At 48.2% G+C, this 24,994-nt stretch carries 22 protein-coding genes and 1 riboswitch; of the genes, 8 read left to right on the forward strand and 14 right to left on the reverse strand.

The genetic code is table 11. The features are described from left to right. Nucleotides 1–897: 897 nt before the first annotated feature. The 9 genes from C1H71_RS18345 to C1H71_RS18385 form a co-directional block, all read right to left on the reverse strand. Nucleotides 898–1,383 carry a DUF2726 domain-containing protein gene (locus C1H71_RS18345; protein WP_130107857.1) on the reverse strand — a complete coding sequence of 162 codons (486 nt, stop codon included), beginning with the start codon at nucleotides 1,381–1,383 and terminating at the stop codon, nucleotides 898–900. 791 nt (nucleotides 1,384–2,174) lie between these two features. Further along, nucleotides 2,175–2,972, reverse strand: coding sequence for a bifunctional hydroxymethylpyrimidine kinase/phosphomethylpyrimidine kinase (gene thiD, locus C1H71_RS18350; protein ID WP_130107858.1), 798 nt, complete (start codon nucleotides 2,970–2,972; stop codon nucleotides 2,175–2,177). Beyond that, nucleotides 2,962–3,603 (reverse strand): thiamine phosphate synthase, encoded by a 642-nt coding sequence (gene thiE, locus C1H71_RS18355; RefSeq protein WP_130107859.1) that lies wholly within the window; start codon nucleotides 3,601–3,603, stop codon nucleotides 2,962–2,964. Before thiE ends, thiD begins: the two co-directional genes overlap by 11 nt. Continuing rightward, on the reverse strand, nucleotides 3,600–4,421 hold the full coding sequence (gene thiM / locus C1H71_RS18360; RefSeq protein WP_130107860.1) for a hydroxyethylthiazole kinase: 822 nt from the start codon (nucleotides 4,419–4,421) through the stop codon (nucleotides 3,600–3,602). Before thiM ends, thiE begins: the two co-directional genes overlap by 4 nt. Nucleotides 4,422–4,450: 29 nt before the next feature. Next, nucleotides 4,451–4,545, reverse strand: a riboswitch (TPP riboswitch). Between the two features lie 243 nt (nucleotides 4,546–4,788). Beyond that, complete coding sequence (locus C1H71_RS18365) at nucleotides 4,789–6,489, reverse strand: response regulator (protein WP_130107861.1); 1,701 nt, start codon at nucleotides 6,487–6,489, stop codon at nucleotides 4,789–4,791. Nucleotides 6,490–6,572: 83 nt separating this feature from the next. Then, complete coding sequence (locus tag C1H71_RS18370; protein ID WP_130107862.1) at nucleotides 6,573–8,000, reverse strand: hybrid sensor histidine kinase/response regulator; 1,428 nt, start codon at nucleotides 7,998–8,000, stop codon at nucleotides 6,573–6,575. Between the two features lie 9 nt (nucleotides 8,001–8,009). After that, nucleotides 8,010–8,498 carry a molybdopterin-dependent oxidoreductase gene (locus C1H71_RS18375; RefSeq protein ID WP_130107863.1) on the reverse strand — a complete coding sequence of 163 codons (489 nt, stop codon included), beginning with the start codon at nucleotides 8,496–8,498 and terminating at the stop codon, nucleotides 8,010–8,012. A 288-nt stretch (nucleotides 8,499–8,786) separates the two neighbouring features. Further along, nucleotides 8,787–9,920: an aminotransferase-like domain-containing protein gene (locus C1H71_RS18380; protein WP_130107864.1), complete on the reverse strand. Its 1,134-nt coding sequence runs from the start codon at nucleotides 9,918–9,920 to the stop codon at nucleotides 8,787–8,789. A gap of 17 nt (nucleotides 9,921–9,937) precedes the next feature. Continuing rightward, on the reverse strand, nucleotides 9,938–10,240 hold the full coding sequence (locus C1H71_RS18385; RefSeq protein ID WP_130107865.1) for a hypothetical protein: 303 nt from the start codon (nucleotides 10,238–10,240) through the stop codon (nucleotides 9,938–9,940). A 90-nt stretch (nucleotides 10,241–10,330) separates the two neighbouring features. Between C1H71_RS18385 and C1H71_RS18390 the strand changes: the two genes are divergently transcribed. The 4 genes from C1H71_RS18390 to C1H71_RS18405 are packed head-to-tail and all read left to right on the forward strand — an operon-like array spanning nucleotide 10,331 to nucleotide 12,746. Beyond that, a complete protein-coding gene (locus tag C1H71_RS18390; RefSeq protein ID WP_130107866.1) occupies nucleotides 10,331–10,759 on the forward strand; it encodes a MarR family winged helix-turn-helix transcriptional regulator in 429 nt (142 codons plus the stop codon). 19 nt (nucleotides 10,760–10,778) lie between these two features. Next, complete coding sequence (locus C1H71_RS18395; protein WP_130107867.1) at nucleotides 10,779–11,750, forward strand: glycosyltransferase; 972 nt, start codon at nucleotides 10,779–10,781, stop codon at nucleotides 11,748–11,750. 40 nt (nucleotides 11,751–11,790) lie between these two features. Beyond that, the gene (locus tag C1H71_RS18400) at nucleotides 11,791–12,141 is read left to right on the forward strand and encodes a VOC family protein (RefSeq protein WP_130107868.1); all 351 of its coding nucleotides are present in this window, start codon (nucleotides 11,791–11,793) and stop codon (nucleotides 12,139–12,141) included. Nucleotides 12,142–12,191: 50 nt separating this feature from the next. Then, entirely contained in the window at nucleotides 12,192–12,746 is a 555-nt protein-coding gene (locus C1H71_RS18405; RefSeq protein ID WP_130107869.1) for a hypothetical protein, read from the forward strand. A 287-nt stretch (nucleotides 12,747–13,033) separates the two neighbouring features. Here C1H71_RS18405 and C1H71_RS18410 read toward each other — a convergent pair whose 3' ends face one another. From C1H71_RS18410 to glpD, 4 genes are all read right to left on the reverse strand, one after another. Further along, nucleotides 13,034–14,494 (reverse strand): hypothetical protein, encoded by a 1,461-nt coding sequence (locus tag C1H71_RS18410; protein WP_130107870.1) that lies wholly within the window; start codon nucleotides 14,492–14,494, stop codon nucleotides 13,034–13,036. Between the two features lie 12 nt (nucleotides 14,495–14,506). Continuing rightward, nucleotides 14,507–16,615, reverse strand: a complete 2,109-nt coding sequence (locus tag C1H71_RS18415; protein ID WP_223145922.1) for a hypothetical protein — start codon at nucleotides 16,613–16,615, stop codon at nucleotides 14,507–14,509. Between the two features lie 381 nt (nucleotides 16,616–16,996). Further along, nucleotides 16,997–17,797: a triose-phosphate isomerase gene (tpiA, locus tag C1H71_RS18420; RefSeq protein WP_223145923.1), complete on the reverse strand. Its 801-nt coding sequence runs from the start codon at nucleotides 17,795–17,797 to the stop codon at nucleotides 16,997–16,999. A 13-nt stretch (nucleotides 17,798–17,810) separates the two neighbouring features. Further along, nucleotides 17,811–19,313 carry a glycerol-3-phosphate dehydrogenase gene (glpD, locus tag C1H71_RS18425; protein WP_223145924.1) on the reverse strand — a complete coding sequence of 501 codons (1,503 nt, stop codon included), beginning with the start codon at nucleotides 19,311–19,313 and terminating at the stop codon, nucleotides 17,811–17,813. 223 nt (nucleotides 19,314–19,536) lie between these two features. On the opposite strand from glpD, the gene C1H71_RS18430 reads away from it, so the two are divergent. The 4 genes from C1H71_RS18430 to glpT all read left to right on the forward strand — a co-directional run bounded on the left by C1H71_RS18430 (nucleotide 19,537) and on the right by glpT (nucleotide 24,573). Beyond that, nucleotides 19,537–20,316 (forward strand): DeoR/GlpR family DNA-binding transcription regulator, encoded by a 780-nt coding sequence (locus C1H71_RS18430; protein WP_130107872.1) that lies wholly within the window; start codon nucleotides 19,537–19,539, stop codon nucleotides 20,314–20,316. A gap of 532 nt (nucleotides 20,317–20,848) precedes the next feature. Next, on the forward strand, nucleotides 20,849–22,354 hold the full coding sequence (gene glpK / locus C1H71_RS18435; RefSeq protein WP_130107873.1) for a glycerol kinase GlpK: 1,506 nt from the start codon (nucleotides 20,849–20,851) through the stop codon (nucleotides 22,352–22,354). A gap of 50 nt (nucleotides 22,355–22,404) precedes the next feature. Continuing rightward, nucleotides 22,405–23,109, forward strand: coding sequence for an MIP/aquaporin family protein (locus C1H71_RS18440; RefSeq protein WP_130107874.1), 705 nt, complete (start codon nucleotides 22,405–22,407; stop codon nucleotides 23,107–23,109). Nucleotides 23,110–23,190: 81 nt separating this feature from the next. Continuing rightward, the gene (glpT, locus tag C1H71_RS18445) at nucleotides 23,191–24,573 is read left to right on the forward strand and encodes a glycerol-3-phosphate transporter (protein WP_130107875.1); all 1,383 of its coding nucleotides are present in this window, start codon (nucleotides 23,191–23,193) and stop codon (nucleotides 24,571–24,573) included. Between the two features lie 232 nt (nucleotides 24,574–24,805). Here glpT and C1H71_RS20815 read toward each other — a convergent pair whose 3' ends face one another. Then, entirely contained in the window at nucleotides 24,806–24,961 is a 156-nt protein-coding gene (locus C1H71_RS20815; RefSeq protein WP_188053402.1) for a hypothetical protein, read from the reverse strand. Nucleotides 24,962–24,994 lie beyond the last annotated feature (33 nt).

Raw genomic sequence — 24,994 nt, forward strand, 5'->3', positions numbered from 1 at the left:
GCAAAAAAAAAGTAAAAATTAGCTGCGTTCAAACCCCGTAAGAAAGCAGCCTGTAGTAATCATATGAACGCTTACAAAAATTATTGCACATACTTTTTTTGGCATTACAAAAGCAATGCATTTAGCCTCATAAACGCTTTGTAATTACGACAAAGGCATTGTCGTGCCTTTATTAAAATCGGCAACATGCGAAAATTAAACCGAAACCCCCAGCTATGCTCCGCCAGTATTTTGCTTTTTTTGATGCTGATTATTAACCTAGAAATAAGAGCGTTTTTGCTATTAACGGAATTGATTAGTGCAGAGGTTCTACTTGTTTTTATCAGTACACAATTACACCTCTACTGGCTTTATTCATTATCCCGCCGAAGCAAAGCCATTGAGTGGTATATTCATATATTGGCAAAGCTATTCAACTATTTTTTTTGTTTTATGAGATGTTATTTCGCCGCCAATGTATATCCACCCTGCCTTATATCGTAATGGGCAAGGCAATATCGATTAGGGAGCGCACCAAGAAATTCAATTCTTGCGCATAAAACCAACCGCTTTAAACATAGAGATGCCGTATCACCCATTATTTGGAGGCTGCAATATTCAGTGCTAGGCTTTTTTTTGATGCGGAGCACGCAATGCTTGCCTATATGCGCGCTACGGCGGCTTTTGCAGGCAAAATGCACTCATAGGCTACGGCATGGTAAGCGTAGAGATGAATTGATGATCAGATAAACCCCACCTCTCACGCGGGGTTTAAGTTGGCCTTGGCTCCAAACAAAGCGGCAGTGAATGCTTGAAACGGATCATAGAGTGGTAGCCTTTATGCTAGGCCTCGATGGCTATCACACTGAAGCGGCCATTAAGCAAACAAATGGGGCGGCCGCCAGACAACCTCACGCCCTATTCAGCATCCAAGGTAATCACCGGCCGCAGTGTGGCGCGAATTGTAGCGACATCAGGCATAGAGTTGGCCTGCCAGCGAATCACACGAATGCCTGCGGCGGTCAGTGCGCGATCTTTTTTTGTATCTGCAATGATGCGATCCTGTCGCTGATGCGTAGCATCATCCAGCTCGATCACCGCCACAATACTGGAATCTTGATTGCACACCACAAAATCAGCACTCATGCGATTAATACGATTGAGCCAAGCGCGATAGTTATGGCCTTTTTTAACCCCAAGCAAGCAAGAGAGCTGCACCTGAGCCAGTACAATATGTTCGGGCATGGCTTGCAAGATGCGAAAGTACAGTACTTGCTCTGGCTTGGAGAGTGGGCTTTTGGCATAAAACGGCCAAACGCCCTCCTCGTTTGCGCCCTTGGCCTTTAAGTACGACAAAGCCATCAGTACGGCAAAAATCAGCAATAAAAGCAGGATAAGTTTCATGGTTTTCTCTGCAAGATACGTTGTGAGGTATGGGTGGTATTGTAAGACCATGTTAAGAAAAATCGTTCAAATCAAATTCCGCACAATAAAAAAGAGCGCTCCAAGCGCTAATTCCGTTCACTTAAGATCAGATTTATAGATTTTTAGAGCGGGATAGCGCTGGGAAAGGGCTTTCACGCCCTAATCGTTGTTTCGGGAGGAATTATTTCGGAATTGTGCACGGGCTATTCGTCGACAGCCAACCCTACTCATATTGCAAATAACCCAGCGCCATTTGAAAGCTCAAGTCGGCCGCTGCGCCCGCCTATTTAACCACCTCTGACCTCTCCAAACGAACCAAGTTGTAAGCCAATACGCCCCCCAAAAAAACTTCTTGCCACACAGTGGCAGGTGTCCCGCTCATCGTCCAACAAGGACTGCTTTAATGCTCGATTACTGGTTTCAATTCGCTCATCTACCCCAACCAAACGGAAGAAAGTGCGGCACACTGTTTTCACGCACTACATCGTGTTTGCCCAGTTAAAATCAAAACGATTTTGACGGACATTAACAGCCAATTTACGGATCGTTTTACCAGCAAAGAGAAGGTGCCGCGCGGGCAGTATCGCTATAGAAGTACGGATACAAACTCAACCTGAATGATTGACTAAACGTGTTTATGAATGCTCGAAACTGTGCCACGATTTTATCTCATGTGAAGGCATCCATATTTAGCACCTCACCTAACATGTCTACCGCCATTAATTTAGCCACCGCAAATAAAATAGTGAGTTTTCTCGTTACTTCAAATGTCACCACAACGCATGAAAATGCTGTACTGGTCCTATTCCCTGTCCTACTTGTAATTGATCTGCAGCGGCAATCGCAGCCAGTAGGTAGTTTTTTGCGGCTTGCATGGTGCTGGGCCAGTCTGGGTGCTTGGGCCGCAGAGCAGCCAATGCGGCAGATAGAGTGCAGCCGGTGCCGTGGGTGTGCTGGGTCGGGATACGCTGCGCGGCAAAGCGGGTAAATCCTGCAGGGGTGATAAGCCAATCAGGACTCTCATTGCCACCTAAATGCCCCCCTTTCATGAGCACGGCTTGTGCGCCCATTTGCAGCAAGGCGCGGCCTTGGTCTTGCATTTGCTGCTCGGTTTGCGCTTGCGTGCCACCCAGCAGCGCGGCGGCTTCTGGTAAGTTGGGGGTAATTAAGTCGGCTAGCGGCAGCAACTCATCTCGGATCCCTGCTATCGCTTCAGGTAAAAGCAACGGATGGCCGCCTTTGGCGATCATCACGGTATCAAGCACCACGCAGGCAGGGCGATGCTGGCGTAAGCCACGCGCCACTGCAGCGACAATTTCTGCATTGGCCAGCATGCCAATCTTTACGCTATTTACGCGGATATCTGCCAGAACGGCATCGAGCTGCGCCAGCACAAAGTCAGGCGGCACGGCAAGAACGGCGTGCACACCTTGGGTGTTTTGTGCGGTTAGCGCCGTAATCACGCTCATGCCGTAAGCGCCTAGTGCTGAAAAAGTTTTTAAATCGGCTTGAATCCCCGCTCCGCCGCCAGAATCAGAGCCAGCAATTGTCAGTGCATTAACGATCATATGTCGCGCCCTCCCGCCGCAAAGCACGCGCCGCCTGCCGCGGATTAGCTTGGCCACAAATGGCCGAAACCACGGCCACGCCATCGGCACCCGCCGCACGCAAACCGGCTACTTGCCCCAAGCCAATACCGCCAATCGCCACGGCAGGCAGGGTTTTACCCTGCATCAGCTTGGCAAACTCATTTAAGCCAATGACTGGGGACGCGTCTAATTTGGTGCCGGTGGCATACACCGGCCCTACACCGATGTAATCAACTAAGCCCTGCGGCACGGCGTGGATATGCGCGGCATTTGAGGCCGACAAACCCAAAATTTTATTTGGCCCAATTAACTGCCGGGCCATCTCTGGCGCAATATCTTGCTGGCCCACATGCACTCCGGCTGCATCCACCAACAGCGCTACATCGATATGGTCATTAATAATCAAGGGTATATTCAATGGTTCCAGCGCATTCTTAAGCGCTTGAGCCGCCACCACCCACTGACGTTTTTTCCATCTAGGCGCGCGCAGCTGCACGATACTAACCCCGCCCGCCACGGCGGCTAAGGCAGTTGCTACCATGCCCTGTTCGCCACCACATAAATCAGGATCTAACACTAAATAAAGCGACAAATTAAAAGGATGTTTCATTCATCAGCCGCCTTTAACATGGCAGGTTGCATGATATATAACGCGTCTAAAAACGCGGGGAGAAAGGTACCTGGGCCATCACAAGCCGATTCAGCGCGCTCTCCAGCGATCGCCATCACGGCGCAGGCAGCAGCAACCGCAGCAAGCCGGTCTGACGCGCCAGCTACAAAAGCAGCAACAACGGCAGACAAGGCGCAGCCCGTACCTACCACGTAGGTCATCAAAACATGGCCCCAAGGAACCGCCCAAGTGACTTCACCATCGCTTACATAATCCACCTCGCCCGTTACCACCACAATCGCGCCGGTTTGCTGGGCCAGCCGCTTTGCAGCAGCAATGGCAGATGCAGATTGCGCCGTGCTATCTACACCCTTACCGCTAGCGAACTCACCTGCCAAGCACATAATTTCTGAGGCATTGCCCCTAATTGCCGCTGGCTTTTGTTGCATTAAAACGTGCAAAGCATCGGTTCGGTAAGCCAAAACGCCTGCCGCCACAGGGTCTAACACCCAAGGCGTATCTGCTGCATTGGCTGCGACTACCGCAGCTTGCATCACCGCTAGTCGCGCAGGATAAAGCGTGCCGACATTAATCAATAGCGCATCGGCCATCGATGCAAAGTCGGCAACTTCTGCTTCGGCTACGATCATTGCGGGGGATGCACCAAGTGCGAGCAATACATTTGCCGTGATTGATTGCACCACTTCATTGGTCAGGCAGTGCACCAAGGGTGCTGAGGCGCGCAGGCGTTCTAGCTCTTCGCCAACGCGGCGCAAAGGAAATTGGGGAATAAGAGAGATGGTGTGCAAGTCAGACATTTAAGTTCCTTGGCAGGCGCAGGCGGCCCATCAAGAATGGCCGACATCCCTACGCTGGCATTATCCAGATCAGGTCACGGGTATTTCTCAGCCGCATTTACTTACGGCACCCCGAGTCAGACAGTCATTTTGCGCATAAAGCCAATGACAAACAAGCGTAAAAGATCAAACTTGCAACAAAAGTGCCGCACAAAACCTATAGATACTAGGGCCTGTTGACGTTTTATTAGCCCATTTTTGGGGCGGAACGAAAGTTAAAAATCGCTCATGGCACTCGTACCATGCCGCCATTTTCTCCTTGTTCAGCCCCAAAACCGGGCCAAACGCAGCCGTGAATGAAACGTCAACAGACACTAAGTAAATCGGGCTACTTTTTGTCTTGTAATGCCGCCTGATGACTCAGGTGCATTGCCAAATGCGCTTTAACGCGACTTAACACCAAGGGCAGGCATAATGGCTTGGTCATATAGTCTACTGCGCCCAATTCCATGCCTAAGATCTCATCTTCTGCTTCATTACGAGCCGACATAAAGATGATAGGAATATGGCAAAGCGCTGGATTGGCCTTGATTTGCCGGCAGGTTTCATAACCATCCATTTCTGGCATCAAAATATCCAATAAAATTAGCTGGGGCAGCGGTGCATTAGCCAATATTTTTAGCGCCTCTACGCCATTTTGAGCAGTAATTACCTGAAATTCATTTTTTAACATACGATCAATCAACAACAAATTCATGGGCGTATCATCGACCGCCATCACCGTAGAGGCGTTATTCACCTGAAGCTCTACCTCATCACTACTTGGTTTTACCCCATCTAAAGCCACTATTAAATCCACTAGAAAGCTCACTAAAGTCGAAGAAAATGCTTCTAACATAGGCTTACACATTGGATCTGTTGGACGATAGCGGATAACATTTTCTAATTCAGCGGCCAACTCGGCTAATTCTGCTGCACCAATACTGCCCGCTACGGATTTACTGCTATGTAATAAACGCTCGGCGGTGCTGTAGTCTTTCTCCTCTAAAGCGAGGCTCACCTCTGCAACAATGGCGGATTGACCATGAATAAATTTCCTGAGCATTTCCAAATACAAAGACTCTTTTCCTAGCACCCGGCGCAGGCCATTACTTACATCAAGGCCTGCAACATTGAGCAACTCTAATTTGCTTTTTAATATAAAGGGTTTGTTTTCCAGTGCCATAGGCGCATTTATTTTATTTGCATTTTCAGGGCGTGGCTTTATCCAGCGCAATAAAGCCGACCATAAATAATTAGGCTCGATGGGTTTAGAAACATGATCATTCATTCCTGCAGAAAAACAACGCTCTTGATCTATTTTCATCGCATTAGCGGTCATCGCCACAATGGGTAAATTGGCATGTTGCGGGCATAGCCTAATTTGCATCGTGGCCTCTAACCCATCCATAACCGGCATTTGCATATCCATTAAAACCAAGTCGAAACTAGCTTGTTGAATCTTTTGCAATGCTTGTTGGCCGTTTTCGGCCAAATCAACGATAAAGCCCGCGTCTTGCAATAAATCGATTGCAACCTGTTGATTTAAATCGTTGTCTTCTACCAATAAAATACGCGCACCTTGAATGCTAGATAAATCAATTTCTAGCGTATGCGTATTTAATATAGAAAAAGAAACATTATCGTTAGCACCGCCCAAAACCCGCATGGTGGTATCAAATAATTGCGATGCGCTTACTGGCTTAATTAATACATCATCGATCAAATTAATGGGGCTTTCACTGAATACCTCATCCCGCCCATAAGCGGTGACCACCACTAATTGAGGCGGAGCTTGTATAGCTAATGCTTGAATAGCTCTAGCCGTTTCGCCTCCATCCATCTGGGGCATACGCCAATCTAAAAACACCACAGCGAAAGGCAAGCCAGCTGCATCGGCCCGTGCCACCTCGACCACGGCGGCTTGCCCAGAGGTCACCACAGTCGGCCTAAAAGTCATGGTGCGCAATAAAGCCGCCAAAACACGCGCGGCTTCTTCTTGATCATCCACCACCAGCACAGCTTTATCACGTAAATCAATGTTAGGCACTAAGGGGCGGGGCACCAAACCACTTATTTGTAAGCGAGTGGTAAACCAAAACAGGCTGCCTTCGCCCCAAACACTACTTAACCCTACTTCGCCCCCATTAACTGAGCCAGCTGTTTAGAAATCGCCAAACCCAGCCCGCTGCCACCGTATTTACGGGTGGTTGAGGCATCGGCTTGCTGAAATGATTGAAATAAACGCTCAATTTGCTTAGGCTCAATCCCAATTCCTGTATCGCTTACCGCCCAATAAAGCAAAATACTCTCATCATTTTTTTCTACAACTTTGCAATTTAATTTTATATACCCTTCTTGCGTAAACTTAACCGAATTATTCATGTAATTAATCAGAATTTGCTCAATTCTTAATGAATCGCCACACAATGTCCTAGGCACTTCAGGCTCGATATCAAACACCAGCTCTAACCCTTTATTATTAACTTTATCAATTAATAAATTGGCCACATTGTCCAGCACTTGATCCAACTCAAAATCCAGCATTTCAATTTTCAACTTTCCAGACTCTATTTTAGAAAAATCCAGAATATCATTAATGATCCCCAATAAATGCTGCCCTGACTTTTGAATCTTTTCAATATAATCTCGCTGTTTAAATGTTAAATTAGATTTAAGTACCAAATACGACATACCAATCACCGCATTCATTGGCGTACGTATTTCATGGCTCATATTAGCTAAAAACTCTGATTTTAATTGTGAGGCTTGATCAGCATGGTTACGCGCACGCTCTAGCTCTATTTGCTGACTTTGCAATGCATCATTAGCCAAGGCCAATGCCGAAGTTCGCTCCGATACTTTGATTTCTAGCGCTTCTTCATTACGTTTTAATGCATAAACCAATTCAGTCTGGCTTTGCAAAACATCGGCCTGCGCCTTAGCCCGCTGACGGTGCTGGCGTAGCATTGCTAACGCCAATAATAAGGTGAGTAAGCACTGAAAAATAGTAAGTGTACTGGTGAAAATAATTTGTTTTTTTACTTCCGAACCCCGTGCGTCCACTATATTAGCAGAAGCAATGGCCGACTTTAAGCCCAATTCTTGAATTAAATCTTCTAACAATAGAAATTTCTTGAATAACTCAGCAAACTGAGTAGAGGGTACAGCCCGATCTGGATTGGCGCCTAAATAATGATCTGCCTCGATAACAAACTGACTTAGCTCATTGACTGCTTTAGAAAAAATAGGAAATCCACGCATTAACTCTTTTGGCGCACCTGCTTGACAGTTTATTACTCGGCTAACAAATATTTCATAGCGTAATTTTAATTCATCTAGCGGTATTTTATTTTCATCTAACAAATATAATTCAAAGGTTCTTTCAAAGCGCTGATAATCCACATGCAATTGAATCAGGGCCCAAAGCGCATTATCATCGGCCCGCCCTAATGCTGAATTTAAACTTTTAAATTGAATCACTTGCAAAACAGCAACCGCGGCATAGACGGCTATCAAACTACTAATGATGAGCCATAACAACCGCTTGCTGTGATCCATAGCGCCCCCTTATTGCATATGTATTTTTGAGAGCTGCCAAATAGATCGTGTGTAATACAGATCTTTTTTTAGCTCCGCATGCTTATCATAAGGATACACAACAAATAGCGGGCCTTTTTCACGAATAGTCATCGGCTTGTTATTCATTAGCCGCGCTAATAACACGGGATAACGGGTTACATCAGAGTAAGGCATTTCAACGCGATAGTCATTTAAGGCAACTAAGGTGATATCCCCCCCTTTTACACCTGCTGCGGCCAATACATCCTTTAATAGCGGCCCTGTAAACTTAACGGGCTTGTCATACCAAGGCGTTTGCGTAGTAAACGTGGTTTGGGGGAATTTTGTTAGCTGATCCATCGTAAACACGGTAACTTTACCCTGATTGGACGGACTTACACTTCCATATATAGTGAGCACAACAACGCCATTGGGGATCTCTAATGCAAATACTGAGCCACAAAAACAGCAGATAGCAAACCAGAGTGCTCGTTTCATTGTTTAGACTCCAAAGCAAGCTTCAATAACAATACCGTACGTTTACACAGTAGTATTGAATTGCCTTTCTTGCCCCTACAATACACACACCGATCTGCCATTGACCCAATTCACTAGCAGCCTGTCGGACTTAAGCGATCGTAGCGAGGGAAAGACCGGTTTGAGACAGATTTCGCGGGTTTTTGAGGCGAATAGCTGGCTATTTAACGAGAAAATGCGTGAAATATGGCCAAATCCGGCTTTTCCGTAGTAGATCAGTCTTAAGTCCGACAGGCTGCTAGGCTTTACTTAATCTAGCAACTTAGCTAGTAAGCAAACACCCTGCTCAATCTGCGCCATACTGGCGTGACTAAAATTGAGTCTGAGCGTTGCGGATGGCTGGGGCACTGGATCAAAAGCTGCGCCAGGCATAATCGCCAAACCTGCTGCTAAGGCGGTGCGCATCAAGAGCATCGTATCTTGCTGGGCATGGAGTGTTAGCCAAAAAAACAAACCACCAACCGGTTTTTCCCAATGTGCTTTATCAGCCAAATGCCGTTGTAAGCAGGCATGCATAAAATCACGCTTTTGCCGATACAAGGGCAAAATACGGCTGACATGCCGATCTAAACTACCATCGGCCAATACTTGCGCCACAATGGCTTGACTAAGGCGGTTGCTATGCAAATCGGCAGCTTGCTTAAGCCGTGTAAGGGGCAACATAAGCTCAGGATGCATAATGAGATAACCAAGCCGCAACCCTGGTGCCAATGTTTTAGAAAACGACCCTTGATATACCCAAAGCGCTTTATTTAGCTGAGAAACGATAGGCTCAGGTGCTGGGCTATCAAAAGCAAGATCACGGTAAGGATCATCCTCAAACACCAGCATAGAGTGCCGATCAAAAGCCTCTGCCAAAGCCTGACGCCGTTCCTTGGAATAACAACGCCCTGTTGGATTTTGAAATGTAGGCACCAAATAAGCCAAGCGTGCATCACACCCCGCTAGGGCTTCCGGCAAAATGCCTTGCTCATCTTGCTGAGTGCCTACAAATTCGCCACCAAACAAACGGAATACCTGTAGGGCCGCCAGATAGGTGGGGGATTCGGTCAGTATGCGTGTGCCTTCACTCACCATGAGCTTACTAACTAGATCAATCCCCTGCTGCGAACCGTTTACAATCAACACTTGCGCCGCAGTACAGTCAATGCCCATTGCCTTGGCACGCAAAGCCACTTGCTGACGTAGCGCAGGCTCACCTTCGGTTTGCCCGTATTGCCAAATATCATCTGGCAACTGACTTAAGACATTTTGATCTGCTTTAAATAGAGCCTCACTCGCAGGCAAGCCCCCTGCAAAAGAAATAATACCGGGCAGCGAGGCTGCAGCTAAAATATCCCTCACCAGTGAGGAAGTAAGCCGGTTAATCCGTGTTGCAAACATAGCCCAACGCCTATAGGTCAATATATATGACCTATATATGCACTATACTCCGCTACTATGTCAAGCAACCACGCCCAAGCACGCGCATCCATTGCCTTGGCACGCAAAGCCACTTGCTGACGTAGCGCAGGCTCACCTTCGGTTTGCCCGTATTGCCAAATATCATCTGGCAACTGACTTAAGACATTTTGATCTGCTTTAAATAGAGCCTCACTCGCAGGCAAGCCCCCTGCAAAAGAAATAATACCGGGCAGCGAGGCTGCAGCTAAAATATCCCTCACCAGTGAGGAAGTAAGCCGGTTAATCCGTGTTGCAAACATAGCCCAACGCCTATAGGTCAATATATATGACCTATATATGCACTATACTCCGCTACTATGTCAAGCAACCACGCCCAAGCACGCGCATCCATGACCAAAACAAACACAGACTTACTAAGCGCTGACTTAGAGCGATTTTTTTATGGCTATCGCACCTTTACATCACTACCAGACGAAATGCTTAGCCCCTTACAACTGGCCCGAGTACACCACCGCATTCTTTATTTTGTTGGGCGCGAAGCAGGCCTGTCAGTAAACGGTCTGCTTGCTAAGCTGGGGACATCCAAACAGGCACTGAATAAACCTTTAAGAGAACTGCAAGAAAAAGAGCTTATTATTGCCAGCATGGCCACCTATGACAAAAGGGTGAAGTGTCTTGCGCTCACCCCAAGCGGCATGGATTTAGAAGAAAAACTATCCAATAGCCAGCGTGACCTACTCAGCCGAGCCTTCGCAAAAAGCCCGGAATCAGAAGTAGGCTGGCGGAATATCATGAGTATTTTGGCCACAGAATCTTAAATTACGCAGCGAACCAAAAATGAAACTCAGCATTGTTATTCCTTTTATGAATCCAGATCATCAGCATTTCTCTGAAATGTTAATGGGCTTAGCTGCCTGCCAATTTTCTATATTTAGTACCGTAGAAGTTATTTTGGTCAACGACGGCAGCCAAGATGATTACCAAAAAGAAATAACCACCGCCAGTGCCTTGCTATCAATCCAACTTATTGTATTACCCTGTAATCACGGGGTATCTTATGCGCGAAATATCGGCATGGCCGCAGCAACAGGGGATTGGATTGCCCTGCATGATGCGGATGATATTAGCCTGCCACAGCGTTTCATACAAAGTGCGCAATTTTTGCAGCGCCACCCAGAAGTCATTGCCGTATCAGGCGATATGCTGGTATTTAATCAGGGCGGCAAAGATGAGTTAATGCGCTTATTCCCTTTATTACATCAAGATATCTGCGTAGATAATTTATTTTATTGTGCCATGGCTCAACCCGCACTTATGCTTAATCGTGTACTTTGGTTAGCCAGTGGTATTCAATACACTGAAAAAATGGACATGGCCCAAGATTGGGATTTTGTCATCCGCCTAAGCCAACACGGGCAATTGGCTAATTTAGGCTTGCCGCTGGTGCGTTATCGCCAGCATATGCGGCAGCGTAGTGCCGAAATTAATGGCGAATTTGCCAATATTCATGTTCGTGGCATTTGGAAAAAACAACTTGTCCATTTAGGGGCCGATACCAACCCCGCACTACTACAAGTGCATGGTCATTTATCCCCCTATTGGCTTTGGCAGCTTTCTGATATTGCGCAAGCGTGGGAGCTTTGCCCTCAAGCGGTCAGCCATTGGGGCAATGAAATACTTCGCACCAATCAAACTAGCCAATACGTAAGCAGCGCAATCTTAGCGCAAAAAATTCACCGCTTGCAGCGCCATTGGCATGCATGGAAAGCCAGCGGTAGCCCAACAACGCAGGTGCATTTTTTATTATAAAGCCCCACCACCTAAAACATGATTCACTCGGAGCCGCGCCATGCATCAGCATCACAAAGTGAATTATATTGAAATGCCTTCCAGAGACTTAAATCTAAGCAAAGCCTTTTTTACCAAGGTATTTGGCTGGGCTTTTGTGGATTATGGGCCAGAATATTGCGCTTTTTCTAACGGGGGGATTGATGGGGGCTTTTACTACGCTGATTTAGCGATTTCTAGCCAAAGCAGTGCGCCTTTAATTATTTTATATAGCAATCAACTTGAAACCACGCAAACCGCCGTATTGGCTGCGGGTGGTGAGCTTATCAAAACCATTTTTTCTTTCCCTGGTGGGCGGCGTTTTCAGTTTAAAGATCCTGCGGGAAACGAGTTTGCCGTATGGTCAGAATAAGCCCACCCCCTAATCAGGCCAGCGGCATAATCACACCCCCGCAGCCCCATATGCCAAAAGCTGAGTGTGAGGCGCTAACAGCGGCATTGCAGCAAGCCCAGAGCTATTTAGAGTTTGGCATGGGTGGCAGCACCCTGTTGGCAGCGTGGCTTAGCGTGCCGCAAATTATTGCCATAGATTCCAGTCAAGCGTGGGTAGACAAAGTAGCGGGGCAAATATCGGAGATTCAAACCGCCAGCCAAGTCACGCTGCTTTTTGCCAACATCGGCCCAACCGGTGATTGGGGCTACCCTGAGGATATGAAAACACAGTGCCGCTGGCCAGATTACTACGCACTACCGTGGGCTACGGCGGCAGAGCCAGACTTAGTGCTCATTGATGGTCGATTTAGGGTGCCGTGTTTTTTGTATTCATTGCTGAGACTTAAGCCAGGCGCCGTAATCCTATGGGATGACTACGCCCAGCGGGCGGAATACCATCTTGTTGAGCAACACCTTGCCCCCAGCGTATTTTTTGGTGATATGGCTAAATTTATAGTGCCTAGTCACGTAAATGCAGCAAACATTCTTAATAGCCTGTTTGAAAATCTCTATTTAGCTAATTAAACGTGCCTTTGCAGGAATGAGCATGGACCGCCTTACCCTTTATGCACTGGCCGCTAGGTGCACAGTTTTGAGCGGTAAAAAAAGGCGGGCATTTTTTGCTAAGCGAGGGCTTTGATACCACTGCCGGTGGTGGTGGAAGCATGCGCCAGATGTTTGAGCGGGCTAGTACAGCAGCACCTGTCAATCCCGTATAGCGAGCTCCATTTCGAGTCGTCATTCCCGCGCAGGCGGGAATCCAGCCCGGTCAAAGCATTCGGGGAAGACGGCTTGCATGCGGTGATGACGATTTAAGGCAACTTCACCCGCATCAGTTTACTTTTGCTCTTTTTTGATTGAGCCGCCGGATTGCTGGCCTCTCCAAACAAAAAGGAATAGTCACTGGCAAGGGTTTGCTTTTGCCCCGCGACTGTTGCCCCCGTGTGGCAACTCAAACAGTTAATATCCTGGTGGTATGTCTCCAAAATGGTATTGGCCACGGGCTGCTGTGCCACGGTGGGCTGGGCATTACCATCGTACAGCGGAGCAAGGGAGCCTGGGCCGATTGGGGTGTTGTTATTGGGCCAAAGTACATTCACCAGCTGATAATTTAAAAACACTGAGCTGGGGTTGGCCGCTTTAATTGTGGCCCACGTATTGGTGTTAAGGGCTGCGATATTATTAGCGGTGGTGTTGCTGATGGGCGTAGTACGCACCACCTGTACGGCGGCGTTATACGGGTCTTTACCCGCTACCGGCATTTTATTCTGCGCACATTTGTAGTAATCCGTTGCTGGATCACAGTTTAGATTGAAATAAGTGTACCAAGGCAAGGGTGGCGCAGTCAGCTCGGTTTTGCTGGGCGCGTTATAAACATGCTCAAACGTGCTCCACATAAACTGCTGGGCATTGGGTGTTTTGCGAATAATGTGTAAGGCCACAAGGCCCACGGTGACTTGCTTGGGCGTGGTGCTGCCGCCGCCTGCGATCGGATAACTCACCCACGCCTTAGATGTTTTAAACATCGGCCAGATCGTGGGGTCATCCAGCTCTATCCATGCAGCCTTAATTTCAATCGCCCCCACCGTGCCGTAAGTTGAAAACATCGCCGAGCCATCAGGCAAATTCAGCCCCTGCGTGGTGGCAAACGGGGCTTGTTTATCGGCGATATACAGCTGATTCTGGTTGATATAATTGTACTCATCCTGATTAAGCCGCTTTTCAAACAGGGTGAGGTAATTATTCATTTTAGGCTGCGCAGTGAGCCACGCGCCATTGGTACCCGCCTCGGCAATGTCTTTTAAAGCAGGCACAGAGGACGCGCCAAATTTAGACGTTAGATATAAACCTTTTATACCAAAAGATGAGGTTGCCTTCAGCGTTTTGCTTTTCATCAGCGAGCGCATCGCCAGCGGCAGCGCTTGCATCGTTTGCCAAGGCACCGGCGGCTTTCCGTCGGGGCGAAAAACCTCTGATGACTCTTTATAACTTTCCCAAACCACGGGGCTGGCCGTGCCTGCCACGCCAAAAGAAGATGCAGGCACGCTAGTATCAGGCTGCCCCGGTAGATTGGGATCAGCCGCCCAGTTAAGCGTAATAAATTGCTGCCATGCCAAGTTATTAAACGCGTTCTGATTGGTGCCCTGCGAATCGCAAGGAATAATAGGCTGCATCACGGGCACACCCGCCCAAGCTGGGCAAGCCGCAGCCGCCGTTTTTGCCCCCAACGCAAGGCAAACGACTAGGCAATCAGTACGATTTAATCTCAGCACGGCAACCCCCTCTTAAGCAGGAACAATATTAAGCAAGGCAGGCATAGCGGCTTGTACCGGATCGCCGTAATTAGTGAGCGTAAGGCCACGTAACCCAAGTGCAGCATTGGCCCCAATGCTTAGCTGCAGATTCACTGAAGCGCATTGAGAGGGATAAGAATTACCCGGCACGGCGTAGTTAATATTGTCGTTAAAGTGGCTAACAACCACGGTTACATCTGGGCCAAAATCTGCCACAGGCAATTGCCCCTGCGGCCCCAATTTAGCGGAGCAGGTCAGCACCATCGAAATATTGCTTTGCCCAAGGCGCACGATCGGCGCAATCAAGGTTGAATTACTAACCAGCGGAATAGGTGCATTCATTGGATTGCTAACCATCGTGTTAAAGCTAGCATTCCAGATGGCAGAATGAAAAAGCTGCAAGGGTTGAGCGTAATCCGGCGGCACAGGAGAGGCTGGCGGGGTAACACCTGTAGGTGGGGGCAAGACGCAAGCTTCACTCGCGGGCACCGCCGAAACAGGCACTGGCCGCGCCCATAAACCAATCGACATTTTCTTTATCAGTTGACCGCCCCACTGAATAGGCAAACCAGTGTCATCGGTAATATCGCCGATCGTAAACGACACCCCAGCAGCCACCCAAGATGCGGGCAACTGAAACACGGCATGCAGTACAAAATTGCCGCCATTTTGTGGCGATGCGGTGGTGGCTCCAAACAGCATGCCGGTCACTGGATCGGTTAATGCTGCCGCGCCACGAACAATCTGCCAGCAATCCTGAGCGCAGGCATGAGCAGGTAATTTGGGATCTGCCGGCAGAGTAAAGCCGCTTAAATCAGGCACTTGGATATACAGGCCCGTTGGGTTGGCTAACGCAGCTCTAGATGGCACGCCGAGTGTTGCCTGCCCGCCCACTACCTGATTGACCAATTGCCCAATGTGCGGGTCGCTATTGCGATAAGCCTGCCCGTATTGCGCGCAGCAAATCAGTGTTTGCGGCACGCTATTGCCACAATTACGCTGAATGGTTGCTCCACCTGCCAGTGCCATTTCGGTTTGCAACGTATTGGGTGTGCTGGTTAAGTGCATCGCCCCACCATAATTGCGGCTACTTCCCCGTACAGCAACGGGGCCGCTATTCCATTTATTGAGCGGGTTGTAAGCAGGGCGGCCTGTTGATGGATCAATCACAGCGGCCTTAGTTGCCGGATCAAGCAAGTACAAATCGCTAACAGGCACTACAATTTGTGCTGACGCTGGCGCGCCAAAACTTAATGTGGATGAATATACATCGGCGACTTTTTGCGGATCTATCATCCATAGCGTGTTCCAATATTCTGGGTTTTCGCAGGTCATATCAATGCGGGTAATTTTATCGCTCTGCGAATCACGCACGACACTCCACTCACAATACTCATCCTGCCAGCCACGGGGGCCGTAAGGGCCATACATATGTAGATCATTATTCCATGTGGCTTGTGGACAAAGCTGAGTCGGTATTTGCTGAAAAGCGGGGATCGGCACTGCTGCACTTGCGTGTTGATCGGCAATAGCAAGCAATTGCTCATCTGAATATTTATAAGGATTGGCAGGATAAGCGTTGTTGCCCAAATACTGGCCAAGGCGGTTTGGGAAAGCATGCCAGTCAATTAAAACGGCCGTTGCCGTACTGGGAATCGTGGTTAAATTAGTGTCAAAATACGAAGTCTGATTGCTGGCATAAAGCAAGTTCCATGGATCACCCAAAATCGCCTGAGTGGTAAACCCGCTGATATTAGTATTCCACTGCAAGCTTGTGGCATCATCCTGAGCCGAATCCACGGGGAAATCATTAATAAATGCAGGGGTGTTAAAGACTACTTTTTGATATGAATCACACTGTGGTGCACTGCCATACCAAGGCTGACCAGAGAAAAAAGCGGCATCACCTGGGTTAAAACTGCGGCCATTCGTAAGCACCATGCCTTGGCGGCAATAGAAAAAAAAGCTAATTTCTGCATTCAGGTCGGCATACTCTCTGGCCGTCTCCACGCTACCGCACGCCTTGGTACCGATCCAGTTATCCCAGTTTGCCCCTTGAAACTGGGCAACATTGTTTTTCTCTATCCACGTATTTTGCATGACTCACTCCATTGACTCATTAGAAAACAAGCGTAGCGCGCCAAGCCTAAAGCCCAGCGACCATTGAAAAACCGAACCGCCAAATATGGCATGCAGTACAAACCCTCGCATCACCCTGCATAAAATTACACAATAATTACCAAGAAATTTCAAAGATCAAAAAAATACTTACCAAAAAAATAATATAGATTGAAAGCTGGGCATTTCAATGATTTTTTAGTTCTATAAGGTCAATAAAAAACAAAAAGAAAGCTTGTAAAAATTTTACAGCCAGATTCTGTAATTTAACGGCTGAAATTTATTGGCTTTGCGCATAAAAAAACCCGCTAGCCATTAAGCTAACGGGATTTTTATATGCGCAAAGCAAGGCGTACTAAGGCTTTAAATCATGGCAGATCGGTAAATACTCAGCAAATCCAACACATTCAAAGAGGCACCGCCGATTAGGCCACCGTCAATATCTGGCATAGCAAAAAGCGATGCAGCATTGTCTGCTTTTACGCTGCCACCGTATAAAATGGTGACCGAGTCACCCCATGCCGGTACAAACAATGCCAGTTGGTGGCGTAAAAAAGCATGTACGTCCTGTGCCATTTCAGGCGTTGCCGCAAGGCCGGTACCAATCGCCCAAACCGGCTCGTAAGCCAGCACAAACACCGCCTTTTTTTGCATGCGTTGCAAAATGGCTTTGAGCTGTTCAGCCAATACGACTTCGGTTTTGCCGGATTCTCGATCCTCCATCGTTTCACCCACGCAAACAATCGGAATAACACCGGCGGCAATGCACATGGCGGCTTTTACGGCCACAGTCTGATTGCATTCGCGATGGCGATCGCGGCGCTCTGAATGCCCTACAATGGCGTAGCGGCAGCCTAGCTCAGCCAGCATATCGGCAGACCATTCGCCGGTGCGTGCCCCGTGCGTCACTTCAGCCACATCCTGCGCGCCGTAATGCACACCAGAGCGATTGGCTAAGCGCCCCACCTCGCCCAAATAAGGCGCAGGTGGGCATACCACAAGCTCAACGCTGACATCAGCCGCTTTTGCAAGGAGCGGCAAGCTTTCTCGGCACAGCGCAAGATTGCCAAACATCTTCCAATTAGCCACAACCATTCTGGCGCGCTTTGCTGCCATATTTACAGGGCAGCTTATTGTTGCATCTAGCGTATCCATCACTTGCATTATGTTTCCTTGATTAAACTAGCGCTGCCGTGCGGCTGGTTTGACGGCTCAACCATTGCTTAAGTGTTTCCTCTGCACCCAGCGGCAGATGAAGTTTCAATTTGGTTCGACGCCATAGAATATCTTCAGCGCTTTTTGCCCACTCAAATTGCATTAAATAGCGTACTTCCACCTCATAGAGTTGCGGCAATATCGCTTCACCTAAATCGGCCACACAGCTTTTACCCTTAAGCAATACTGCCGTGCGCGATCCATAAGTGCGGGCATAGCGTTGCAATAAATCACGAGGGAGCCATGCGTATTCCTGCGCTAGCTTTTGCATAAAGGCCTCGATAGGCCCATTTAGATCGCCACCTGGCAAGGGTTTGCTGGCGCTCCATGACGGATGCTGATTGCCCAAATGAGGTGCAAGCAAATCAACTGCTTGCTCTGCCAGCTTACGATAAGTTGTAATCTTGCCACCAAACACCGAGAGCAAACCTTGGCTTTCATCGAATTCCAAAGAGTAATCACGGGTCACGCTAGCGGCATCGCCGGAGGCATCATCCAGCAAAGGGCGCACGCCAGAAAAGGTGGCTACCACATCATGGGGGCTGATTTGCTGCGCAAAGTAGCGATTACTCATCTGGCAAAGGTAGGCAATTTCGTCTTTATCAATACTTACCTTACCTGGGTCGGCACTGTACTCAACGTCGGTTGTGCCGATGAGAGTGAAGTCTTTTTCATAAGGAATCGCAAAGATAATGCGCTTATCTGGGTTCTGAAAAATATACGCATCGGCATGATCAAAGAGTTTTTTTACCACAATATGGCTGCCTTTTACCAAACGCAGCGCATGTACTGATCTTTGCCCAACTACATTTTTGAGTACGGACTCCACCCAGGCCCCTGCCGCATTCACTACGGTGCGGGCTTTTACCGTCCGCACACCGCTCCCGCCTTGTAAGGTGCAGTGCCATAAATCTTGCTCGCGCTTAGCTGCCACACAAGCCGTTTGGGTATAAACCACCGCACCCCGCTCTTCGGCGTCCATGGCATTAAGCACCACTAAACGCGCATCTTGCACCCAGCCATCTGAGTAAGCAAAACCATGGGTATACCCTGTTTTTAATGGCTTGCCCGAAGCGTGGCGATCAAAGCGTATGGTTTCAGTGCCCTTTAATATTTTTCGGCTGGCTAAATGATCATAAAGAAACAATCCAGTACGAATCAGCCACTTAGGGCGACCTTCAGGATCGTGAGGCATCACAAAACGCAGAGGCCAAATAATGTGCGGCGCTAAATCAAGCAGCACTTCGCGTTCTTGCAACGCTTTGCGCACCAAGCCAAATTCGTAATATTCCAGATAGCGTAAGCCACCATGAATGAGCTTAGAGCTGGCGGAGGACGTATGCTGCGCCAGATCGTCTTTTTCGCACAGGCAAACAGAAAGACCACGGCCAGCCGCATCCCGCGCGATCCCGACCCCATTAATCCCCCCGCCAACCACCAGTACATCGTAAATTTTCTCTTCCACGCTTTTGCCCCAGATGCGATGAACTCTATTAATTATTAGCTGAATTTATACACAAACAAATACAAAACAACAAAATACTAACATTATTTTTTCGCAAATGTTTTTATGGAAAACCCCTATACCCAAAAACACTTTCTCATCGCGCAGCTTGCGTGGGCTTGATAAACTAGCAAAAAACGATTACCCCCTATCACTCACACCGCCTTGCCACTGAGACCCCTGTATGATTCTTAATTTACGCCAACAAGAACTTTTAAAATGGGTGCAAAGAGAAGCGTATGTCAGCGTAGACAAGCTGGCAGAGCACTTTAATGTCACCCAGCAAACCATCCGCCGTGACATTCATCAGCTGGTTGAAAACAAGCTAGTGCAAAAACTACACGGAGGTGTCAGCACACTCTCCAGCGTAGAAAACGTGGCCTATGCCGCACGCCAAGTGTTGCTAATCGAAGAAAAACAACGCATTGCCGAACAAGTTGCCGCCCACATTCCTAACAACGCCTCTTTATTCATTAATTTAGGCACCACAACAGAGGAAGTAGCCAAAGCATTGCGCCATCATCACGGTCTACATGTGATTACCAATAATTTGAATGTTGCGGCGATGATGTGCACTTATCACGATTGCGAGGTGATTATTGCGGGCGGTATGGTGCGGGGGCGAGATCGTGGCATTACTGGCGAGGCCACCATCGACTTTATTAATCAATTTAAAGTGGATTACGGCATTATCGGCATTTCTAGCATTGAGGCCGATGGCACGCTGCGCGATTTTGATTTTAGAGAGGTACGTACCGCCGAGGCGATAATTAAGCAATCGCGCCACGTGTTTTTGGTGGCCGATCACTCCAAATTTGGCCGCCCAGCTTTGGCACGCCAAGGCCACCTATCCCAAATTACCGCGTTATTTACCGATAAGCCCGTCGATATAGCGATGGAAAACGTGATTAAAGAATCAAAAACCCAACTCTACGTTGCCTCGGCAGAGCCAAATGTCAGCTAGTTTTTATTGATGACTTTTTCATCAAACTTGCAAAACCCATTCAGCTAGAGCGCTCCATAAAACACCCCTCTTGAATTGTGGCTTTACAAGATACCCATCACTTTTTCAAGGGTATCAGGCTTCATATGACACCAAAAAGCAGTCATATTCCTCCGTGCGCCTCGGCAAGACCCAGCGCCAACCCTTTTTCCACTCATGCTAAACACGATTTCAGCCATTTTTTTTAATTAATTTCTCTCACTTTGCATAAATATGCAACAAACAAAAAACACGCCCCAGATCCGCACACCGTTGAAAACACGCGTACTAGTTCTTTTGTAGTCAAAAAAAATTGATTACAAGCTGCGGCATTCCCTAATTTTAATCACCGTTGCAACGATTAAAATCAAAAACAATCAAAAAGTAACATTTATCAGTCAAAGCCAATTTCCTTGCCTTTCGCCCACTCGTCCGCCAGAGATACGGGGGCATTTAAACAACAAGCACACACCGACCGCTCATCGCTTGCCGCACAGTTATAAAGGGGATAAAAGTGAAAGAAAAATACATTTTAGCGCTTGACCAAGGTACAACCAGTTCACGCGCAATTTTGTTTAATCAGGCAGGCGACATCATCTCGATGGCGCAAAAAGAATTCAAACAAATCTATCCCCAGCCGGGCTGGGTTGAACACGACGCACTTGAGATTTGGGTCGGTCAATCTACCGTGGCACACGAAGCCATTACCCGCGCCAATATTGATAGCGCTCAGCTGGCAGGTATCGGCATCACCAACCAACGCGAAACCACCGTGGTGTGGAATCGCGAAACTGGCCTGCCGGTATACAACGCCATTGTTTGGCAAGACCGCCGCACCGCGCATTATTGCGACGAGATCAAGGCCCAAGGCTTAGAAGCCTCCATCCGCAGCAAAACTGGCCTGCCGGTTGATGCTTATTTCTCTGGCAGCAAAATCAAGTGGATTCTAGATAATGTAGAAGGCGCACGCGAGCTGGCCAATGCGGGCAAGCTGGCGTTTGGCACGATAGATAGCTGGCTGATCTGGAACTACACCCACGGCGAAGTACACGTGACCGATGTATCGAATGCTTCCCGCACCATGCTATTTAACATCCAAACCCTAGCTTGGGATAAAGACCTATTGGAGTTGATGGATATCCCCGCCAGCATGCTGCCAGAAGTCCGCTCTTCCAGTGAAATTTACGGCTACACCCATGAATCCACACTAGGCAGCCGCGTGCCTTTATCTGGCATCGCAGGCGATCAACAAGCGGCGCTATTTGGTCAGCAATGCACCCGCCCCGGCATGGTTAAAAACACCTACGGTACGGGCTGCTTTATGATGATGAACACCGGTGTAACCCCGATTATTTCTAACAACAACCTAATCACCACCATCGCTTGGCAAATTGGCGGCCGTGTGGAATACGCATTAGAAGGCAGTATTTTTATTGGCGGCGCAGTGGTGCAATGGCTGCGTGACGGCCTTGGCATGATCAGCAAATCATCCGAAGTTAATGAACTGGCGGGCCAAGTCAGTGATAGCGATGGCGTGTATTTAGTACCTGCATTCGCGGGGCTTGGTGCGCCACATTGGAATCAAGACGCTCGCGGCTCTCTGTTTGGCGCAACACTGGGCACTCAATCCGCTCATATCGCGCGCGCTGCGCTAGATAGCATTGCCTACCAAACCGCTGACGTCCTGAAAGCAATGGAAGCCGATGCAGGCATTAGCATTCCAGAATTACGCGTCGACGGTGGTGCCAGCGTCAACCCACTGTTAATGCAATTTCAAGCCGACATTTTGGGCACAGACGTGATTCGCCCAAAAATCACCGAAACCACCGCACTAGGCGCGGCTTACCTAGCCGGCCTTGCCGTGGGTTACTGGAAAAGCATTGACGATGTACAAAGCCAGTGGCAATTAGACAAGCGTTTTAGCGCCGAAATGCCAACAGAAAAAGCCGAGCAATACCTAAAAGGCTGGCATCGCGCGGTTGAAGCAACCAAAACTTGGGCCAATCACGAAGCGATTTAATCTACTTATTCGAGCTCTGCCCTGCGGGCAAGATACTAAGGATATGCAAAATGACTCCATTAATTGCCGAGTTTATTGGCACCGCTCTACTCGTTTTATTAGGCAACGGCGTCGTGGCCAATGTACTACTGAATAAAACCAAAGGGCAAAACAGCGGCTTAATCGTGATTGCCTTTGGTTGGGCGATGGCCGTGTTTATTGGTGTATTTAGCGTTGCAGCCATTAGCGGCGCACACTTAAACCCAGCCGTAACGATTGCCTTAGCGGTAGCGGGCAAGTTTGCTTGGAACGATGTAACGGGTTATATCATCGCGCAAATGTTAGGCGGCATGGCCGGTGCATTGGTGATGTGGCTAATGTACCGCAAGCATTTTGAAAGCACCGAAGACAGCGATCTAAAACTAGCCGTATTTTGCACCGGCCCAGCCATTCGCAGCCTACCGGGTAATTTAGTTTCTGAAATCGTCGCGACATTTGTCTTGGTATTTGCGATTTTAAGCATGGTTTCACCAAAAATGTCCCTCGGTGCGATGGATGCCCTGCCCGTTGCCTTATTGGTACTGGGAATTGGTGTATCACTCGGCGGAACAACGGGCTATGCCATGAGCCCAGCCCGTGATTTAGGCCCACGTATCATGCACGCGCTACTGCCTATTTCCGGAAAAAGAAACAGCGACTGGGGCTACGCATGGGTGCCTGTAGTGGGCTCAATCACCGGTGCGGTACTTGCTGCACTGGCTCACGGTATTCACTAAATTTTCCAGCCAGCTGCTTGGCTGGCCCACTCCTCGCTTAAGCAATGTGGCTTTCATGACAAATGAACAAGGAGCGCTCAAATGTTTAAATTTTTAAAGCCCGCCCCCCATATCTCACGTATGGATGAAGAAAAAATCGATAGCAGCTATAAAAGGCTGCGCTGGCAACTCTTCCTCGGTATTTTTTTGGGTTACGCTGGTTATTACTTAGTACGTAAAAACTTCTCACTTGCCATGCCTTATTTAGTTGAGCAAGGGTTTTCTCGTGGCGATTTAGGCGTTGCCATGTCGGGCGTCGCCATTGCTTATGGAGTATCTAAATTCCTAATGGGTGCGGTTTCTGATCGCTCTAACCCCCGCGTCTTTTTATGCTTGGGCTTGCTCCTTTCTGCGGCTATTTTTCTATTTATGGGTTTTGTGCCGTGGGCTACGTCCAGCGTCACGATTATGTTTGTCCTGCTATTTTTGAATGGCTGGGTACAAGGCATGGGCTGGCCACCGTGTGGGCGCACGATGGTGCACTGGTGGAGCCAAAAAGAACGTGGCTCGGTTGTTTCGGTATGGAACTGCGCGCATAACGTGGGCGGCGGCATGATAGGCCCGCTGTTTATTTTAGGCATGGGCTGGTTCAACGATTGGCGCTCGGCATTTTATGTGCCTGCTGCTGCGGCCATCGCCATTGCCGTATTGGTTTTTGTGGTGATGCGTGATACGCCGCAATCCTGCGGCCTACCTCCGGTTGAAGAATATAAAAACGACTATCCAAAAGACTATAACGCTGAGCATGAAGTTGAGCTGAGCGCCAAAGAGATTTTTAAAAAATACATCCTGCCTAATAAACTGCTCTGGTATATCGCCTTTGCAAATGTATTTGTCTATTTACTTCGCTACGGCGTATTAGATTGGGCCCCAACTTACTTAAAAGAAGCCAAGCAGTTTTCAGTAGATAAATCATCATGGGCATATTTTCTGTTTGAATGGGCAGGCATTCCAGGTACGCTACTTTGCGGCTGGATGTCCGATAAAGTATTTAAAGGTAACCGCGGTGCAACTGGCCTGTTCTTTATGGGTTTAGTCACCGTAGCCACCATTGTTTACTGGCTAAACCCAGCGGGTAACCCAACAGTTGATATGCTCGCCCTGATTGCCATTGGCTTCTTTATCTATGGCCCAGTCATGCTCATTGGCCTGCATGCTTTAGAGCTAGCCCCCAAAAAAGCAGCGGGAACAGCCGCTGGATTCACCGGTCTATTTGGCTACCTTGGCGGATCGGTAGCAGCCAGCGCAGTAGTTGGCTACACAGTGGATCATTTTGGTTGGGATGGCGGCTTTATGCTGCTGATCGGCTCATGTGTCGCAGCCATGGTTTTACTGGCACTGACTATGTTGAACGACACACCCGCCAACAAAACCAAACGTGAAGAGAAAATGCTCAAACCAACATTGGCTAGCGCCAGCGCCTAACAAACTGTGAGGAAAACGAATGCCGCACCCTATAAAGTGCGGCATTTTTTATGGGTACAATCCTTGGATGGCTCTGACAGCAAGCAAGCATCCCACTCTTGGCGAGCGGAGCCGTATATTTTTTGCCTCCCTGCTGGCAACCAAACTGATGTAATCCATAACCTGAGAATGCGCCTTAAGCGCTCGCCAAATAGACTTATGCACGCGAGTGCATCAGCCTACATTGAGCCCTTTATTTATGCCAAGCAACTTGATAAGACTGAGCAGGATTAGTAGAAGCCTGAGCGTCTCTCATGTTTTCTTCATGCGCATTAACAATGGCCATATAGATGGCAATGTGCACCAAAGCAACAATAAACAAAACAAGTAAATGTGAAGTGAGCCGCATGATTTTTACTCCATTACACTGTGTTGACAATGG

Source organism: Iodobacter fluviatilis (genome assembly GCF_004194535.1).
Classification (GTDB): Bacteria; Pseudomonadota; Gammaproteobacteria; order Burkholderiales; family Chitinibacteraceae; genus Iodobacter; species Iodobacter fluviatilis_A.